Source organism: uncultured Pseudokineococcus sp., assembly GCF_947499845.1.
Lineage (GTDB): Bacteria > Actinomycetota > Actinomycetes > Actinomycetales > Quadrisphaeraceae > Pseudokineococcus.
The window spans coordinates 265449-283230 of record NZ_CANMPM010000002.1 but is presented as its reverse complement, the minus strand read 5'-3'; the positions used below and the strand labels follow the sequence as shown (position 1 = coordinate 283230).

Genomic DNA, 17782 nt, shown 5'->3' with positions numbered 1-17782 from the left:
GCGGACGGCGCCTCAGCCGTAGTGGCGCGCCGTGGAGCGGCGCTGGCTCTCCTCGAGGGCCGCGAACCGGGCCTCGGCGTAGGCGGGCAGCCGCCGCCGCTCGCGGACGACCCAAGGTAGCCCCGCGATCGCCAGCGCCACCCCGGCCGCGCTCGTGCGGTCGCGCGGGATGCTCGCGAGCAGGTGCGCCGTGCGCCGCGCCGCCGCCGGCACCGGGCGGCGCAGCCACGTGAACCACAGGGTGTTGCGGACGCCGTCGCGGCGCCGCCGCAGCCGCTCGCGCGCGGGGGAGGGCTGGTGGTGCAGCACGAGCTCGGGCAGGTGGCACAGCTCCCAGCCCGCCGCGGCGAGGTCGGAGGCCATGAGCTCCTCCTCCCCGCCGAGCCACAGGCGCCGCGAGAAGCCGCCGACCTCGCGGAACGCGCTGCGCCGCACGACGGAGGCGCCGGCGAGGAAGGAGCCGAGCGCCGGGCCCGGCAGCCACGACGGGCCTTCCACGGGGGACTCGCGGAGCTCGACGTTGATGGCGTCCTGGCGCCCGCCCGGCTCGACGAGGATCTGCGCCGTCACGCACGCCAGCGCGGGGTGGGCCTCGAGGACGTCCGCGGCGCGGGCCAGCGAGCCCGGCTCCCACCACGTGTCGTCGTCGCAGAAGGCGATGAGCTCCGGCGGCGGGTCGAGCGCCCGCTCGAGCGCCGCGACGCCGACGTCGCGCCCGAGGGCGCCGAGGTTCTCCGGGCTCGCCACGAGCAGCGCCCACGGGTGCTCGGCCGCGACGGCCTCCGCGGTGCCGTCGTCCGAGCCGTTGTCGACGACGGCGACGGCCGGCCGCTCGGGCAGGTCCCGCAGCCGCTCGAGCGCGCGCAGGACCTCTGCGCGGCGGCGGTGGGTGATGACGACGACGGCGAGGCGCGGGTCGGCCGACGGCCTGGGACCGCCCGTCCTCCCGGGCGCCCCGCTGGTCGTCGGACCGTCCGGCGACGGGGCGGCGCCGGCGGCGTCGGCGGAGGGGGCGGCGGCGCTCGCAGGGGGCACGACCGGCGACCCTACGGGGGCGCCCGGCGGGCGCCCGCCGGGGCCGCTCACGCGGAGCCGCGGAGACGCGCGCCCGGTCCGTCCGGGTCCGTGCCGGCGTGCCCAGCGGCCTCCTCGGCTCCCAGGGACCTCCCAGGTCTGCAGGGGGGTGAGCGGCTTGCACCGGTCTGCCCCGCCGGTCAGTGTTGACGGCTGGTCGAGCGCCGCTGACGTCGCCGCGTGCCCGCTCCCCGCCCCTCGAAGCACCCCTCGGAGGTCCCCCCGTGCTCGCCCTGCTGTCCCCGAACGAGGAGGGGAGCGCCGCCGCCGAGGCGCTGCCCGAGGACATCGTCTACGCCTCGGCGACGACGGTCCTCCTGTACCTGGCGATCGGCGTGGCCGCCGCCTTCGTGCTCGGCCTCCTCGTCACCGCCGTGCTGCGCCGCATCGGCCGCCGCTCGTCCGTGGTGCGCGACGTCGAGGCGCGGGGACGGCGGCCCTTCCGCATCGTGCTCGTGCTCGTCGCCGCCCGCGTCGTGCTCGAGTCCGCCACGCTGCAGTCCTCGTGGGCCGACCCGGTCGCCTACGTCGTCAACCTCGCGATCATCGCCATGCTCGCCTGGCTGGCCGCCGTCGTCGCCTTCGTGCTCGAGGACGTCGCGCTCGACAAGTACCGCCTCGACGGGCCCGACAACCGCCGCGCGCGCCGCGTCCGCACCCAGGTCTCCCTGCTGCGCCGCCTGACCGTCGCCGTCGTCGTGGTGCTCGCCGTCGGCGCGATGCTCCTCACCATCCCCGCCGCCCGCGAGTGGGGCGCGACGATCTTCGCCTCGGCCGGCGTCGTCGGCGTCGTGGCCGGCCTCGCCGCGCAGACGTCGCTGGCCAACCTCTTCGCCGGTCTCCAGATCACCTTCACCGACGCGATCCGCGTGGACGACGTCGTCGTCATCGAGGGCGAGTTCGGGCGCATCGAGGAGATCACGCTGACCTACGTCGTCCTCCACATCTGGGACGACCGCCGGCTCGTGCTCCCGTCGACGTACTTCACGACGACCCCCATCGAGAACTGGACCCGCAAGGACTCCGAGGTCATGGGCGCCGTCATGCTCGACGTCGACTGGGAGGTGCCGATCGACGGGCTGCGCGAGGAGATGCACTGCTACCTCGAGTCCACGCCCAACTGGGACGGGCGCGTGGCCAACCTCGTCGTCGTCGAGGCGGTCGGCGGCGTCGTCACGCTGCGCGCGGTCGTCAGCGCGAAGGACGGCGCCACGCTCTGGGACCTGCGCACCGGGCTGCGCGAGGCGCTCGTGGTCTGGCTGCAGCGCTCGGCCCCGGACGCGCTGCCGCGGACCCGCATCACGACGGCCGCGGAGGCGGGGGCGGCCCCCCGGGCGCGGACGGGCGCACCGGCCCCGCGCGACGGCGCCCGCGCGGAGCGCGCCCCCGTCCAGGACGCCGACCCGGAGCAGGACACGCCCGCGCGGCGGTACGAGACCGGGCTCTTCACCGGCAGCCTCGAGGCCGTCGCGCGCGCGCAGCGCTTCTCCGGCCCGAGCGAGGAGGAGATGGAGGAGCGCCGCCGCGCCGGCGAGGCCCGCTCCGGTGAGGTCGAGGTCGTCGAGGCCCCCGCCGAGCAGGAGCCGCCCAGCTGGCGCGACCAGCTGGCGTCGGGCCGGGACGACTCCCGCGGATGACCGTGACGCCCCGCCCGTGACCCCTTGCCCGTGACCCCTCATCCGACGCCCTACCCGTGACCTCCCGCCGGGCGCGTCGCGGGCGGTGGCGCGGGGCGGGTCGCCGGCTGCCCTAGCGTGCGCGCGCGTGGACCTCGTACACCTGCGCGCGGCCGGCACCAGCCTCGTCCTCTCCGCCGACGGCGGGCGCCTGCCCTCCGTCGTCCACTGGGGCGCCGACCTCGGCGACCTCCCCGACGAGCACCTGCGGGCGCTGCGGCGCGCCGCGGAGCCGGGGGTGGCGCCCAACGACCTCGACGTCGCCCTGCCCCTCGGGCTGCTGCCCGAGACGGCGACGGGCTGGCGGGGCCGACCGGGGCTCACCGGCCACCGCGAGGACGGGGGTGGCTGGTCGCCGTCCCCGCGCCTGGTCTCCTGGGACGTCGAGACGGACGACGCCGGCGGCGGGCGCGCCGTCGCGACGGGGGAGGACGCGGACGCCGAGCTGGGCGTGCGGGTGGAGGTCGAGCTCCTGCCCGCCGGGCTCGTGCGGGTCCGCGCCGCCGTGCGGGACCTGTCGGCCGCGGGCGGCTACGTCGTCGACGGCGTCCTGCCCTCACTGCCGGTACCGGAGGCGGCGACCGAGGTCGTCGACCTCGCCGGGCGCTGGGCGCGCGAGCGGGCCCCGCAGCGCGTGCCCTTCGCCGTCGGCGCCCACGCGCGGGAGAACCGGCGGGGGCGCACGGGCCCGGACGCGCCGCTCGTCATGACGGCCGGGACGGCGGGCCTCGGCTTCCGCTCCGGCGAGGCGTGGGGCGTGCACGTCGCCTGGAGCGGCAACCACGTCGTCCGCGCCGAGCGCACGGCCGAGGGAGCCCGGGTGCTCGCGGGCGGCGAGCTCCTGCTGCCCGGCGAGGTCCGGCTCCGTCCGGAGGAGGAGCACGTCAGCCCGTGGCTGTACGGCTCCTACGCCCCCGACGGGCTCGACGGCGTCGCGTCGCGCTTCCACACCCACCTGCGCGCGCGCCCCGAGCACCCACGCTCCCCGCGGCCGGTGGTCCTCAACGTGTGGGAGGCCGTCTACTTCGACCACGACCTCGAGCGCCTCACCGAGCTGGCGCGGCTGGGCGCCGAGGTCGGCGCCGAGCGCTTCGTGCTCGACGACGGCTGGTTCCGCGGTCGGCGCGACGACACCGCCGGCCTGGGCGACTGGTACGTCGACGAGGACGTGTGGCCCGACGGGCTCGGGCCGCTGGTCGAGGCCGTGCACGCGCACGGCATGGACTTCGGGCTCTGGTTCGAGCCGGAGATGGTCAACCCCGACTCCGACCTGGCCCGCGCGCACCCGGACTGGCTGCTGCGGGTCGGCGGCCGCGAACCCGTGCTCTCGCGCGGGCAGCAGGTGCTCGACCTCGGCCACCCCGACGCCCACGCGCACGTCCTCGGGCGCCTCGACGCCCTGCTGTCCGAGCACGACATCGCCTACGTGAAGTGGGACCACAACCGCGACGTCCTCGACGCCGGGTCGGGGCCGGCCCGGGCGGCCGGCGTCCACGCGCAGACCGCCGCCGTCTACGCGCTCCTCGACGAGCTGCGGCGCCGCCACCCGGGCGTGGAGGTCGAGTCGTGCAGCTCGGGGGGCCTGCGCGTGGACCTCGGCGTCCTCGAGCGCACCGACCGGGTGTGGGGCAGCGACTGCAACGACCCGCTCGAGCGCCAGCAGATCCAGCGCTGGACCGCCCAGCTGCTGCCGCCGGAGCTCGTCGGCGGCCACGTCGCCTCCCCCCGCTCCCACACGACCGGCCGCACGCACGACCTGTCCTTCCGCGCGGGCACGGCGCTGTTCGGGTCCCTCGGCGTCGAGTGGGACATCAGCCGCGCCACCTCCGGCGAGCGCGCGGAGCTGGCCCGGTGGGTGGCGCTCTACCGCGAGCTCCGCGGCCTGCTGCACACCGGCGCCGTCGTCCGCGCCGACCCGGTGGACCCCGCCGTCGCGCTCCACGGCGTCGTGGCCGCGGACGGCGCGGACGCGCTCTTCGCGCTCGTGCAGCTGGACGCCCCGCTCACGTCCGTGCCCGGCGCCGTCCGGCTCCCGGGACTCCGGCCGGACGCTCTGTACCGCGTCAGCGCGCAGGCCCCTGGGGACGCGCCCCGCCTGCGCGGCGGGCGCCCGCCGTGGCTGGACGAGGGCGTCGTCCTCCCGGGCGCGGTGCTCGCCGCGGCGGGCGTCCGGGCGCCCGCCATGGACCCCGAGCAGCTGCTGCTGCTGCGCGTGCGGGAGGTCGGCGCCGACGGGTGACCCGCGCGGGCCCGGCGGTCGTGCGCGGCCCCTCAGCCCGGTCGGTGCGCGTGGTCGGCCGTCCAGGCCAGGAGGTCCTCGACCGGCCACGTGTTGACCACGCGCTCGGGGGGGACGCCGCACCGCGCCGCCCGGGCGCACCCGCGCTCCTGCCAGTCGAGCTGGCCGGGCGCGTGGGCGTCGGTGTCGACGCTGAACAGGCAGCCGGCCTCGACGGCGAGCCGCAGCAGCCGCAGGGGCGGGTCGAGGCGCTCGGGGCGGGCGTTGACCTCGACGGCGACGCCGGCCTCCGCGCACGCGGCGAAGACCTCCTCGGCGTCGAACTCGCTCTCCGGCCGCGCCCGTCCCACCCCCTCGCGGGGCTGCACGTACCGCCCCGTGCAGTGCCCGAGCACGTCGGTGCGCGGGTCGCGCACCGCGCGCACCATGCGCCGGGTCATGGCGCGCCGCTCCATCCGCAGGTCGGAGTGGACGGAGGCGACGACGACGTCGAGCGCGTCGAGCAGCTCGGGCTCCTGGTCGAGGGACCCGTCGGCGAGGACGTCGCACTCGATCCCGGACAGGAGCCGGAAGGGCGCGAGCGGCGCGGCGAGCTCCTCGAGCAGGGCCAGCTGGCGGCGCAGCCGCGCGGGGCTGAGGCCCCGGGCGACCTTGAGGCGCGGCGAGTGGTCGGTGAGGGCCGCGTACTCGTGGCCGATCTCGACGGCCGTGACGGCCATGTCCTCGACGGGGCTGCCGCCGTCGCTCCAGTCCGAGTGCAGGTGCAGGTCCCCGCGCAGGGCCGCTCGCAGCGCGGCGCCCCCGGCGGCGCCCTCGTCGGCCGGGTCGACGAGGGGCTCCTGGCGCTCCTCGAGGTCGACGAGGTAGGCGGGCCGCCGTCCGGCGGCGACGTCGACGACGAGGGCCGCCGTCGTGCGGCCGACGCCGGGCAGCTGCTCGAGGGAGCCGTCGGCGACGCGGCGGGCCAGGTCGTCCGCGGGCGTGCGCGTGACCGTGGTGGCCGCCGCGCGGAACGCCTTGACCCGGTGGGTGCTCGCCAGCTCCCGCTCCAGGAGGAAGGCCGTGCGCCGCAGCGCCGCCAGGACCCGGGCGTGCAGGTCCTCCGCGTCGTCGGCGCCGGGGCCGCCGCCCGCCGGGCGGTCGTCGCTCGCGCTCACGCGCCGACGGTAGGGCGTGGGCCGGCCGGGCGCCGGTCCGCGCCGTCCCGAGCGCCCTGCGGGCCCTCCGGGGGCGACGGACGTCGATCCGCAGGTGAGCCATGAGGGCGTGACAGCGTCCTGACAGGCGCGGCCCGCAGCGTCGTGGTCCTCGGGCGGAACGGCCGCCCGTCGGAGGAGGACACCATGCGCAGGAAGCTGGCCACCATCACCGTCGCGGGCGCGATCGCCCTCGGCGGGGCGGCCCTCGCCGGGCCGGCGATCGCGGACGCGGCGCCCGACGCGGTCACGGGGTCGACCCAGGAGGCCGCCCGGGGGGCGGTCGACGCCGTGGCGGACCGGGTCGACCGCATCACCGAGGCCCTCGCGGGCCTCGTCTCGGACGGGACGCTGACCCAGGACCAGGCCGACGAGGTCGCCTCGACGCTCGCCGACGCGCTGCCCGGCCCGGGCGGTCCGGGCGGTCCGGGCGGGCCCGGCGGGCTGGGCCTCGGGCCGGGGCCCGCGGGCCTCGACGCCGCGGCCGACGTGCTCGACCTCACGCCCGAGGAGCTCCGGGACGCCCTGGCGCAGGACGGCGCCACCCTGGCGTCGGTCGCGCAGGAGCAGGGCGTGAGCACCGACGACCTCGTCGCCGCCCTCGTCGACGCCGCGAGGGCCCACCTCGACGAGGAGGTCGCCGACGGCCGGGCCACGCAGGAGCAGGCCGACGAGCGCGCCGCCGACCTCGAGACCCGGATCGGCGAGCTCGTGACGACCGAGGTCGGCGACCGGCCCCTCGGCCCGGGCGGCCACGGCCCCGGCGGGCACGGCCCCGGCGGGCCCGGCGGTCCGGCCGAGGAGGACCCGGCCGACGGCGCGACGGCGCCGCAGGACCCCGCCGACGACGGAGCCACGCCGACGCCGGACGGGACCAGCGCGACCCCGTCGAGCTGGAGCTACGCCGCCTGAGGTGGGTCGGGAGCGTCGGGGCGGGCCCTGGGGCCCGCTCCGACGCGGCCCGCACCGGTCCACGGCCCCGCGTCCCGGCCGGGGGCCCGCCGACTCCGACGTCGCACGCCGAGTCCGACGTCGCGACGGCCCGGCGCCCTGACGTCCCGGCCGGACGTCGGACTCGAGCCCCGACGTCGGGCTCGGCACCCGTCCTCACGGCAGCACGCACAGGAGGCTCACAGGCAGCACCCGGCTGCGGGCGAGCCCGGAGGAGCAGGCTCGCCCCATGACCACCGCCCCCGCCCACCGGCCGATGCAGCGCCTCGACGGCAGCCCGCTGCGCGTCCTCGTCGTCGACGACGAGCAGAACCTCACCGAGCTGCTGGCGATGGCGCTGAAGTACGAGGGGTGGCAGGTGCGGACGGCGGCCGACGGCGCCCGGGCGCTGAGCGAGGCGCGCAGCTGGCGCCCCGACGCCGTCGTGCTCGACGTCATGCTCCCCGACCTCGACGGCCTCGAGGTGCTCCGCCGCCTGCGGGCGGACGCGGGCGACGACGTGCCGGTGCTCTTCCTCACCGCGAAGGACGCCGTCGAGGACCGCGTCGCGGGGCTGACGGCGGGCGGCGACGACTACGTCACCAAGCCGTTCAGCCTCGAGGAGCTCGTGGCGCGGCTGCGGGGGCTCCTGCGCCGCACCGCGGCGCACGCCTCCGCCGCCGACGGGGTGCTCGTCGTGGGGGACCTCGTGCTCGACGAGGACAGCCACGAGGTCACCCGCGCCGGCGCCGAGGTGCGGCTCACGGCGACGGAGTTCGAGCTGCTGCGCTACCTCATGCGCAACCCCCGTCGCGTGCTGTCGAAGGCGCAGATCCTCGACCGCGTGTGGCGCTACGACTTCGGCGGCCAGGCCAACGTGGTCGAGCTGTACGTCTCCTACCTGCGGCGCAAGATCGACGCCGGCCGGGCGCCGATGATCCACACCCTGCGCGGCGCGGGCTACGTGCTCAAGCCCGCGGCGGCGGCACCGCCCGCCCCGGCCGGGGCCTGAGGCGGCGGGCCGCCCGGTGCGCCGCACCCGCTCGCTGCGCGCCCGGCTGCTGGCCGGCGTCGGCGCCGTCCTCGCCGTCGTCCTGGTCGCGACGGGCGGGCTCACGCTGCTGGTCGTCCACCACGTCCTCGTCGACCGGGTGGACGCCCAGGTGGTCCGCCAGGCCGCGCAGTCCGCCGGGGTCCTCGGCGCGCGTCCCGGTGGACCGCCCGGCGGCGGCCCTGGCGGCGGCCCCGGCGGCGGCGCGGGCGAGCGCGGGCTCGACGGCGAGCAGGCGCGGGAGGGGCTCAACTTCCTGCTCTTCGGGCTGCCCGTCGGCTCGGTGGGAGCCCGCGTCGAGGACGGCGCGGTGCGGGCGGCCTCCCTCGCGGGCACGTCGGGCGGCTTCCCGCGGCTCGACGTCTGGACCGACGAGCAGGCCGCCGCGCTCGGGCGGGCGGGCCCGGAGCCGTCCACCGTGGACGTGCCGGGCCGCGGCGACTACCGGGTGGTCGCCGCGAGCGCGGGCGACGACGGCGTCGTCGTGGGGCAGCCGCTGGCCGAGACGACGACGGTGGTCGGCCAGCTCGCCGTGGCGGCGCTGCTGCTGGCCGCCCTCGGCATCGCGGTCGCCGTCCTCGCGAGCCGCGCCGTCCTCTCCCGCGGGCTCGCGCCGCTGCGGCGCGTCGCGGCCACGGCGACCCGCGTGTCCGGCCTGCCGCTGGACCGCGGCGAGGTCGACCTCGCGGTGCGCGTGCCGGAGCGCGACACCGATCCGCGCACCGAGGTGGGCCAGGTCGGCGCCGCCCTCGACCGGCTGCTCGTGCACGTCGCCGCCGCGCTCTCGGCCCGGCACCGCAGCGAGACGCAGGTGCGCCAGTTCGTCGCCGACGCCAGCCACGAGCTGCGCACGCCGCTGGCCTCCGTCCGCGGGTACGCCGAGCTGGCCCGCCGCCACGAGGCCGAGCTGCCCCCCGAGGTGGCCCACGCCCTCGAGCGCGTGGAGAGCCAGGCGACCCGCATGTCCGGGCTCGTCGAGGACCTGCTGCTCCTCGCGCGCCTCGACGCCGGTCGCCCCCTCGAGCGCGAGGTCGTCGAGCTGCCCCTGCTCGTCGTCGACGCCGTGAGCGACGCGCGCGTCACCTCCCCCGACCACCGCTGGCGGCTGGACCTGCCGGGGCCGGCCGAGGAGGAGGGGGCCGACGAGCAGGAGGGGGCCGCGGACGAGGACGCCGGCGGGGCGGCGTCCCTGGCGGTCAGCGGCGACGCCGCCCGGCTGCAGCAGGTGCTCGCCGCCCTGCTCGCCAACGCGCGCACGCACACCCCGCCGGGCACCACCGTCACCGCACGCGTGCGCGCGCGGCCCGGGCAGGTCGAGGTCGTCGTCGAGGACGACGGCCCGGGCGTCGACCCGGCCGTCCTCCCGGAGGTGTTCGAGCGCTTCGCCCGAGCGGACACCTCCCGCTCGCGCGCCGCCGGCAGCACCGGCCTGGGGCTCGCCATCACCCGCGCCGTCGTGAGCGCGCACGGCGGGACCGTCGACGTCGAGTCCGCGCCGGGGCGCACCGCCTTCCGGGTGCTCCTGCCCCGGTGGTCGCCGTCCGCCGAGCGGGCGGGCGCCGGGGTCCCCGGACCCGCGAGCCGCTCAGCCGGTGGCCCGACCGGTCGTCAGGCCCGGTAGGAGGGCCAGGGCGCAGAAGCGGACGGTGCGTCCGAGGAGGCACGCGGGCACGAAGGCGCGGTAGGTCATGGGGGATGCGCCGGCGACGACGGTCACGAGCAGGAGCGGTGGGACGCCGAGGGCGGCGCTGAGCAGGACGACGAGGGGGCCGGCGCGGCCGCCGAGGTGGTCGAGGGCGACGCGGCTGAGCCGGGCGGCGCGGGCCCGCAGGCGCGCCCGGTGGGTCGTCGTGGCGCTCGGCGCGTCGGGTGGTCCGGCGGCCGCGGCACGTCGGTGGGCGCGCTCGCGCAGCCGACGGGTCCAGCGCGAGCGTCCGGCGCTGCGGGTCGCGGCGAGCAGGGCGGTCTTGCCGAGGGTCTGACCGATGCCGGCCGCGACGGCGGCGGCCAGGGCGGTGGGGGTCGGCCGGGCGAGGGCGACGGCGGCGACGTAGGCCTCGACGGGCAGGACGGGGGAGACGGCGGAGACGGCGCCGACGGCGAGGCCGCTGGCGAGGAGGGCGAGGACGTCGGCGTCAGGCACGGGCGGCGCGGGCGGGGCGGGTGGCACGGGCCGAGCCGACGGGGCCGACGGGGCCGACGGGGACGACGTGGGCGCTGGTGGGGCGGGGCAGGCGCAGGACGCGGACGAGGGAGGCCGTCTTGGCGACGAGGACGGCGACGGCGGCGGTGAGGGCGACGCGGTGGTCGGGGACGCCCACGAGCAGGACGACCAGCAGCCCGGTGTTGGTGGCCTTGGCGAGGGGGTGCCAGTTGGCGGCGTGGACGAGCGGGTCGACGAGGCCGAAGTAGTTGGGCGACAGCACCGGCCAGCGCAGCGGCAGCAGGGACAGCACGAGGTCGACGAGGACGAACTGCACGAGGAACACCGTCACGGGCGCGGGGGAGGGCACGAAGAGCAGCAGGGTGAGCGCGCAGCTGCTGCAGTTCAGGCGGTCGCAGACGACGTCGAGGACGGCGCCGAGGCGGGTCTCCTGGCCGAGGCGGCGGGCGAGCGCGCCGTCGGCCACGTCGCCGACCCAGTAGGCGAGGTAGGCGGCGAGCAGCAGCGGCCAGGAGCGCTCGGCGGCGGCGGCCGCGACGAGGCCGAGCGACAGGGCCGTGCGGGCGAGCGTGACGGCGTTCGGGACGGAGGCCAGCAGGCGCGGGTCGGCGCACGAGCACCCGCGGACGCCGCACCGGCGCACCTCGCTCGCGCCCCCGTGGGGGCCCGGCCGGCGGCTCGATCGGGCGGCGGGGACGTCGGCGACGGGCACGGGGACTGTCTACACCACGTACAGGTACGCAGTGAGTAGTCACACCACCGGTGCGGGCGGGGTCCGAGCGGGGTGAGGTGCGCCGAGACGGCCACGGCGCCAGCCGCTGCGGCGTACGGTTCCGCCAGCGCTCGACGCCCCGGTCCGCCGGGGCGGCGCGCGCCCGGCGGACCGGGGGGACCCGCCGGCCCCAGGGTGCGCCGTCGTCCGACGCCGCACCCGGCACCGAGGCGGTACGGGGGAGAGCGGGAGAGGGACGTGGAGCAGCACCCAGCACCGGCATCGGCACCGGCGCAGGTGCGGGCGGCGGTGGGCCGGTCCGCGCGGTCGGGCGCCCCCGACCCGACCCCGGGGACCGGCAGCTTGGGCGACGCGGCCCTCGCCGACGAGATCGAGCTCTACGGCGCCGTCGTCGTCGCCGCCTCCGAGAAGGACGGCTCCCTCACCGACGCCGAGATCGACGCGGCGCTCGGCGTCCCGCCCGTGCGCCGCGGCGGCTCCCGCACGACGGAGGCCGACGACCGGAGCGGTGAGCGGACCGGGTGAGCGGGGCGCCGGAGCCCCCCGCCCGGTGCCCTAGCCTGACGCCCGCTCGTCGGGCGTCCGTCCGGCTCGGACCGGGAGGGGTGGCACGTGCGACTGCGCCTCCTCCCGCGCGAGCCCGACTTCACCGCCCTCTTCGTCGGTCTGGCCGAGCACGTCCACCGCGGCGCGGAGCGCCTCGCGGAGGTGCTGGCGTCGGCGCCCCCGGAGCGCGACGGGGCGCTCGAGGCGCTCCAGGAGGCCGAGCGGGCCGCCGACGACCAGGTGCACCTCGTCTCCCGGCGCCTCACGTCGACCTTCTCCCCGCCCTTCGCCCGCCGTGACGTGCACGCGCTGGCGCAGGCCCTCGACACCTGCCTCGACGAGATGGCGCTGGCCGGGCAGCTCGTCGCCGCCCAGGGTCCGGCGCCCCTGCCGCCGGCCTTCCTCGACGTGGCCCCGCTGCTCGTGCGCCTCGCCGAGCTGACCCGGCGGGCGATGGCGGACGTCGACGCCGCGGACCGCCTCGCGGAGTACTGGGTCGAGGTCAACCGCCTCGAGAACCGCGCGTGCGCCCTCCTGCTGCGCCTGCGCTCGGAGCTCCTCGACGACGGCGACCTGCGCCGGGCGCTGCGCCTGCGCGACGTGGCCGACGCGCTCCAGCGCTCCGCCGGGGCGTTCGAGCGGCTCGCGCACGTCGTCGAGGTCATCGCCCTCGTGGACCCCTGAGCCGGTGGCCGTCCTCCTCGTCGCCGTCGTCGCGGCCGCGCTCGCCTTCGCCGTGACGAACGGCGTCCACAGCGCGGCGGGCGTCGTCGCCACCTCGGTCGCGACCCGCGCCCTGCCGCCGCGGGTGGCGCTCGGCGTGGCCGCCTCCTTCGTCCTGGTGGGCGGGCTGCTCGGCAGCTGGTTCCTCGTCGTCGGCGTCCCCGACGCCGCCGTCGTGCCGACGGGCGACGACGGCCTGCGCCTCGTGCTCGCCACCCTCCTCGGGGCGGTGGCCTGGAACCTCCTCACGTGGCGCTGGGGCATGCCGACCTCGACGACGCAGGCGCTCTTCGGCGGGCTGGCGGGCGCCGCGCTCGCCGCGCCGGACGGCGCCGTGCGCTGGGGCGCCCTCCTCGACGGCGTCGTCCTGCCCGGCCTCGGCGTCGTCGTGGCCGGCGCCCTCGTCGCGGCGGCCCTCGTGCTGGCGCTGCTGTGGCTGCTGCGCGGGGTCATGCCGGCGCGCGCGCACCGCCGCCTCCGGACGGCGCAGGTCGTGGCGGCCGCGGCGACGGCGGTGGGATCCGGCGTCCTCGACGCCCAGCGGACGGCCGCCGTCGTCGTCACCGGTCTCGTGGCGTCCGGCGTCGGCGTCCCCGCCGACGCCCCCGGCGGGCGGCCCGCCTGGACGGTCGTCGTCGTGGCGCTCGCCCTGGCCGCGGGCGTGCTCGTGGGCGGGCGGCGGATCGTCCGCACCGTGGGGGAGCGCCTCGTGCCCCTGTCGCCGACGGCCGCGCTCGCCGCCCAGGCGACGACGGCGCTGCTGCTCCACTCCGCCGCCGTGGTCCTGCGGGCGCCGGTGTCGACGTCGCTGTCCATCACCTCCGCCGTCGTGGGCGCGGGGGCGGTGCCCGGCGTGCGGCGGGTGCGCTGGCGCGTGCTGGGCCGCGTCGTCGCCGCCTGGGTGGCCACCGTGCCGGCGGCGGGCGCCCTGGCGTGGCTCGCGCACGAGGCGCTGCTGCTCCTCTCCCGCCTCTGACGGCCCCGGCCGGACGCGCCTCCGCTCGTGAGCGGCGGACGTGGCCTCCGACGCGAGCAGGGCCCGACGCGCGAGGCGTCGGGCCCTGCTCGGGTGACTGGGGGGTGGGGCGGGAGGGCGGCTCAGCCGAAGCGGCCGCTCACGTAGTCCTCGGTCGCCTTGACCGACGGGTTGGAGAAGATCGTGTCGGTGGCGTCCATCTCGACGAGCTTGCCGGGCTTGCCGGTGCCCTCGATGTTGAAGAAGCCGGTGCGGTCGGAGACGCGCGAGGCCTGCTGCATGTTGTGGGTCACGATGACGATCGTGTACTCCTTCTTCAGCTCCCCCATGAGGTCCTCGATCGCGAGGGTCGAGATGGGGTCGAGCGCGGAGCAGGGCTCGTCCATGAGGAGCACCTGGGGCTGCACCGCGATGGCGCGGGCGATGCACAGGCGCTGCTGCTGGCCGCCGGACAGGCCGGCGCCGGGGCGGTCCAGGCGGTCCTGGACCTCCTTCCAGAGGTTGGCGCCCCGCAGCGAGTGCTCGACGACCGCGTCGGCCTCGGAGCGCTTGAGGCGCTTGTTGTTGAGGCGCATGCCCGCGAGCACGTTGTCGTAGATCGACATCGTCGGGAACGGGTTGGGGTTCTGGAAGACCATGCCGACGGAGCGCCGGACCGCCACCGGGTCGACGCCGGGCCCGTAGAGGTCCTGGCCGTCGAGGACGACCTTGCCCTCGACGCGGGCGCCGGGGATGACCTCGTGCATGCGGTTGAGCGAGCGCAGGAAGGTCGACTTGCCACAGCCGGAGGGCCCGATGAGCGCCGTGATGCTCCGCGGCTTGATCTCCATCGTGACCTTCTCGACCGCGAGGAAGGAGCCGTAGTAGATGTCGAGGTCGGAGACGTCGATCTGGCGGCTCATGACTGCTCCTGCGGATCGGGGGGCGGGCCGGTCGCGGCCAGCGGCGTCGCGCTGCTCGGTGCGGGCGGGCCTCGTGAAGATGCTCATGCTGCCTCTCAGCGGGTCTTGGGCGCCAGGGCCCTGGCGAGGACGCGTGCGCCGACGTTGAGGACCATCACGAAGAGGATGAGCAGGAGCGCGCTCGTCCAGGCCCGGTCGATGAAGGCCTGCGGCGGGATGCCCGGCGTGATGATCTGGTAGTACGCGAAGACCGGGAGCACGGCCATCCGGCCCTCGAAGGGGTTGAAGTTCGTCGACGCGGTGAGGCCCACGGTGACGAGCAGCGGGGCCGTCTCGCCCATGACGCGGGCGATGGCGATGACGACGCCGCTGGCGATGCCGGAGGCGGCGGTCGGCAGGACGACCTTGACGATGGTGAGCCACTTCGGGACGCCGAGCGCGTAGCTCGACTCCCGCAGGCGCGCCGGGACGATGCGCAGCATCTCCTCGACGGCCCGGACGACGATCGGGATCATGAGGACCGACAGCGCGACGGAGCCCATGACCCCGAGGCGGTAGCCCGGGCCGAGGACCAGCGTGAAGAGCGCCAGGGAGAACAGGCCCGCGACGATGGACGGGATGCCCGTCATGACGTCGACGAGGAAGGTGATGACCTTCGACAGCCGGTTGTCGCCCCCGTACTCGACGAGGTAGATCGCCGTCAGCGTCCCGATCGGCACGGAGATCAGGGTGGCGACGCCGGTGATGATGAGCGTGCCCATGATCGCGTGGTAGGCGCCGCCGCCCTCGCCGATGACGTTGTACATCGACTGCGTGAAGAAGGCGCCGTCGAAGCGCGCCAGGCCGCGGCTGACGGTCGTCCACACCACCGACACGAGCGGGAGCAGGGCGACGACGAAGGCCATCGTCACGAGCGCGGTGACGAAGCGGTCCGTCGCCGCGCGCTCGCCCTCGACGACGCGGGAGGCGACGACGAAGGCCGCGACGCCCACCACGGCCCCGACGACGACGGCGAGCGCGACGTGGACGTCGGTGACCGCCACGAGCGCGGCCGCGACGAGGACGCCGAGGGCCGAGGCGGCGGCGCCGGCCCAGCGCGGCAGGGAGGCGTGCATCGACGCGGCGAGGGACGGCGGCTGGTAGCGGGTCAGGACCGCGGCGCCCGGGTCCTCGGGGCTCGTGCGCCCGTCGCCGGGCCGGTCCTCGGTCCGGGTGCCCGTGTCGTTCGGGGAGCTCATCAGGTCGAACCGCCCTTCTGGCGGGTGACGAGGGCGCGGGCGGCGAAGTTCACGGCGAACGTCAGGACGAAGAGCACGAGTCCGGCCGCGATGAGCGTCGACAGCCGGAGGCCCGTCGCCTCGGGGAAGTTGAGCGCGATCTCCGCGGCGATGGTGGGCGGGTTCGCCGTGTTGATGAGGTTGAACGTGATGGCGCTCGTCGACGCCGAGAGGACCAGCGTGACGGCCATCGTCTCGCCGAGGGCTCGTCCCAGGCCGAGCATCGAGGCGCTGATGACGCCCGAGCGGCCGTAGGGGATGACGGCGTACTTGATCATCTCCCACCGCGTGGCGCCGAGCGCCAGGGCGGCCTCCTCGTGGAGGCGCGGCGTCTGCAGGAAGACCTCGCGCGAGAGCGCCGAGATGATCGGCAGGATCATGACCGCGAGGACCAGGGAGGCGGTGAGGATCGTCTTCCCCGTCGTGGAGGCCGGTCCGGCGAAGAGAGGGATCCAGCCGACGTTCTCGGCCAGCCACTGGTAGAGCGGCACGAGCGCCAGGGCGAAGACCTGGAAGCCCCAGAACCCGTAGACGATGCTCGGCACCGCCGCCAGCAGGTCGACGACGTACCCGAGCGTCTGGGACAGCCGGCGGGGCGCGTAGTGCGAGATGAAGAGTGCGATGCCGACGGCCACGGGCACCGCGACGAGCATGGCGATGACCGATGTCAGGACCGTGCCGAAGAGGATGGGCCAGAGGTAGACCACCAGCCCCTCGCCGCCCTCGATCTGGTCCGCGGGGGCGACGAGCGCGGGGTAGGCCTCGGCCAGCAGGAAGAGGCCGACGCCGGCGAGGATGACCAGGATGAGGACGGCGCTCGCCGCCGCCGACCCGGAGAAGACCTTGTCCCCGGGTCGGCGGCGGCTGCCCGTGAGGGCGGGAGTGGTGGTGGTCACCTGGGTGGTGCCTCTCAGCTGCCGGTGACGAGCTCGAGCGAGCTCATGATGTCGGAGCGCAGCGTCTCGGAGATCGGGGCGCTGCCGGCCTGGTCGGCGGCGGCCTGCTGGCCCTCCTCGGAGGCGACGTAGCCGATGAAGGCGGCGACGGCCTCGCCGACGGCCGGGTCCTCGTAGCCCTTGCAGGCGATCTGGTAGCTGACGAGGACGATCGGGTAGGTGCCCGCCTCCTCCGTCGTGCGGTCGAGGTCGATGGCGATGTCGCCCTCGGGGCGGCCCTCGACGCGCGTGGAGTTGTCGAGGATGGCGGCCGCCGCCTCGGGGGTCGGGCCGACGTACTCCCCGCCCACCTGGACAGAGGCGGCGGAGAGGTCGCTGGCCTCGACCTGGCTGGCGTCCGCGTAGCCGATCGTGCCCTGGCCGTTGGAGATGGCCTGGACGACGCCGGACGTGCCCTGGGCGGCCTCGCCGCCGGGGACCGGCCACGTCTCGACGACGCCGAAGGTCCAGGCGTCGGGCGCCGCGGCGTCGAGGTACTCGGTGAAGTTCTCCGTGGTGCCGGAGTCGTCCGAGCGGTTGACCGGGACGATCGGCTGGCTCGGCAGGTCGGCGTCCGGGTTGAGCTCGGCGATCGCCGGGTCGTCCCAGGTGGTGATCTGCTGCGCCATGATCCCGGCGAGCACGTCGGCCGTCAGCTGCAGGTCGTCGACGCCCTCGAGGTTGTAGGCGATGGCGATGGGGGAGACGTACACCGGCAGGTCGATGGCGCCGTCGGTGCAGCGCTCGTCGGCCTGGGCGAGCTCGTCCTCGTCCATGTAGGCGTCCGAGCCGGCGAAGTCCACGCCGCCGGAGAGGAACTGCTCGCGGCCCGAGCCGGAGCCGACCGGGTCGTAGTTGACCGTCGTGCCGTCCGCCTGCTGGAAGTTCACCGACCAGGCCTGGAAGGCGGCCTGCTGGGTGCTCGCGCCCGCGCCGTTGATGGTGCTCGCCATGTCCCCGCCGGCCATCTCGCCGCCGGAGGTGCTGCCGCCGGTCGAGCCGCCGCCGGAGCCGCCGCCCGTCTCGTTGCTGGCGCCGCAGGCGGCGAGGGTGAGCGCGAGGGCCGCGGCCGAGGTGGTCGCGAGGGCGGCGCGCGCCGCGCGCGTGGTGGAGCTGCGCATCAGGGAAGGGCCTCTCGTCGAAGGGCGGCCGGGTGGGCCGTCGGGCGGCGGGGTGTCCCGCCGACGTCCTGGACGGTAGGGAGGGCAGGTGTCAGGACCCCTGGGCGTCGGTGAACCAGGGGTGAACGGCGCGTGGCCGGGTCCGCGGGATGCCGCCGATCGGCCACGCTCCGCGGTCGCCGGCACTCTGCGCGACCGGAAGCGCGGGGTGGCCGAGCCTCCCACGGGGCGGGCCGGGC

General features: G+C 76.9%; 16 protein-coding genes. 8 read left to right on the top strand and 8 right to left on the bottom strand.

What is annotated here, in order from left to right; translation table 11 throughout:
* Nucleotides 1-12: 12 nt before the first annotated feature.
* Complete coding sequence (locus tag Q0789_RS03260; protein WP_298802065.1) at nt 13-1035, bottom strand: glycosyltransferase; 1023 nt, start codon at nt 1033-1035, stop codon at nt 13-15.
* Between the two features lie 263 nt (nt 1036-1298).
* Here Q0789_RS03260 and Q0789_RS03255 point away from each other — a divergent pair, with 263 nt between their 5' ends.
* Nucleotides 1299-2711, top strand: a complete 1413-nt coding sequence (locus Q0789_RS03255) for a mechanosensitive ion channel domain-containing protein (protein ID WP_298802064.1) — start codon at nt 1299-1301, stop codon at nt 2709-2711.
* Nucleotides 2712-2838: 127 nt separating this feature from the next.
* Complete coding sequence (locus Q0789_RS03250) at nt 2839-4989, top strand: alpha-galactosidase (protein ID WP_298802062.1); 2151 nt, start codon at nt 2839-2841, stop codon at nt 4987-4989.
* Nucleotides 4990-5021: 32 nt separating this feature from the next.
* Here Q0789_RS03250 and Q0789_RS03245 read toward each other — a convergent pair whose 3' ends face one another.
* On the bottom strand, nt 5022-6086 hold the full coding sequence (locus Q0789_RS03245) for a PHP domain-containing protein (RefSeq protein ID WP_366917623.1): 1065 nt from the start codon (nt 6084-6086) through the stop codon (nt 5022-5024).
* 246 nt (nt 6087-6332) lie between these two features.
* Here Q0789_RS03245 and Q0789_RS03240 point away from each other — a divergent pair, with 246 nt between their 5' ends.
* From Q0789_RS03240 to Q0789_RS03230, 3 genes are all read left to right on the top strand, one after another.
* Complete coding sequence (locus tag Q0789_RS03240) at nt 6333-7097, top strand: hypothetical protein (protein WP_298802058.1); 765 nt, start codon at nt 6333-6335, stop codon at nt 7095-7097.
* A 268-nt stretch (nt 7098-7365) separates the two neighbouring features.
* The gene (locus Q0789_RS03235) at nt 7366-8127 is read left to right on the top strand and encodes a response regulator transcription factor (protein WP_298802056.1); all 762 of its coding nucleotides are present in this window, start codon (nt 7366-7368) and stop codon (nt 8125-8127) included.
* A 16-nt stretch (nt 8128-8143) separates the two neighbouring features.
* Nucleotides 8144-9787 (top strand): ATP-binding protein, encoded by a 1644-nt coding sequence (locus Q0789_RS03230; protein WP_298802054.1) that lies wholly within the window; start codon nt 8144-8146, stop codon nt 9785-9787.
* Here Q0789_RS03230 and Q0789_RS03225 read toward each other — a convergent pair.
* Both Q0789_RS03225 and Q0789_RS03220 read right to left on the bottom strand, forming a co-directional pair.
* A complete protein-coding gene (locus tag Q0789_RS03225; RefSeq protein ID WP_298802052.1) occupies nt 9752-10309 on the bottom strand; it encodes a hypothetical protein in 558 nt (185 codons plus the stop codon). The genes Q0789_RS03230 and Q0789_RS03225 overlap by 36 nt on opposite strands.
* The gene (locus tag Q0789_RS03220) at nt 10302-11042 is read right to left on the bottom strand and encodes a CDP-alcohol phosphatidyltransferase family protein (RefSeq protein WP_298802050.1); all 741 of its coding nucleotides are present in this window, start codon (nt 11040-11042) and stop codon (nt 10302-10304) included. Before Q0789_RS03220 ends, Q0789_RS03225 begins: the two co-directional genes overlap by 8 nt.
* 363 nt (nt 11043-11405) lie before the next feature.
* Between Q0789_RS03220 and Q0789_RS03215 the strand changes: the two genes are divergently transcribed.
* The 3 genes from Q0789_RS03215 (at nt 11406) to Q0789_RS03205 (ending at nt 13308) form a co-directional block, all read left to right on the top strand.
* Nucleotides 11406-11588 (top strand): hypothetical protein, encoded by a 183-nt coding sequence (locus Q0789_RS03215; RefSeq protein WP_298802048.1) that lies wholly within the window; start codon nt 11406-11408, stop codon nt 11586-11588.
* An 87-nt stretch (nt 11589-11675) separates the two neighbouring features.
* Complete coding sequence (locus tag Q0789_RS03210; RefSeq protein ID WP_298802046.1) at nt 11676-12293, top strand: DUF47 domain-containing protein; 618 nt, start codon at nt 11676-11678, stop codon at nt 12291-12293.
* 4 nt (nt 12294-12297) lie between these two features.
* Nucleotides 12298-13308, top strand: a complete 1011-nt coding sequence (locus tag Q0789_RS03205) for an inorganic phosphate transporter (RefSeq protein ID WP_298802044.1) — start codon at nt 12298-12300, stop codon at nt 13306-13308.
* Nucleotides 13309-13430: 122 nt separating this feature from the next.
* On the opposite strand, the gene pstB is transcribed toward Q0789_RS03205, so the two are convergent.
* From pstB to pstS, 4 genes are all read right to left on the bottom strand, one after another.
* Nucleotides 13431-14210, bottom strand: a complete 780-nt coding sequence (gene pstB / locus Q0789_RS03200) for a phosphate ABC transporter ATP-binding protein PstB (RefSeq protein ID WP_171202746.1) — start codon at nt 14208-14210, stop codon at nt 13431-13433.
* A 95-nt stretch (nt 14211-14305) separates the two neighbouring features.
* Entirely contained in the window at nt 14306-15325 is a 1020-nt protein-coding gene (pstA, locus tag Q0789_RS03195) for a phosphate ABC transporter permease PstA (protein WP_366917622.1), read from the bottom strand.
* 122 nt (nt 15326-15447) lie between these two features.
* Complete coding sequence (pstC, locus tag Q0789_RS03190) at nt 15448-16383, bottom strand: phosphate ABC transporter permease subunit PstC (protein ID WP_298802038.1); 936 nt, start codon at nt 16381-16383, stop codon at nt 15448-15450.
* Between the two features lie 14 nt (nt 16384-16397).
* Nucleotides 16398-17543 (bottom strand): phosphate ABC transporter substrate-binding protein PstS, encoded by a 1146-nt coding sequence (gene pstS, locus Q0789_RS03185; RefSeq protein ID WP_298802036.1) that lies wholly within the window; start codon nt 17541-17543, stop codon nt 16398-16400.
* Between the last annotated feature and the right edge of the window lie 239 nt (nt 17544-17782).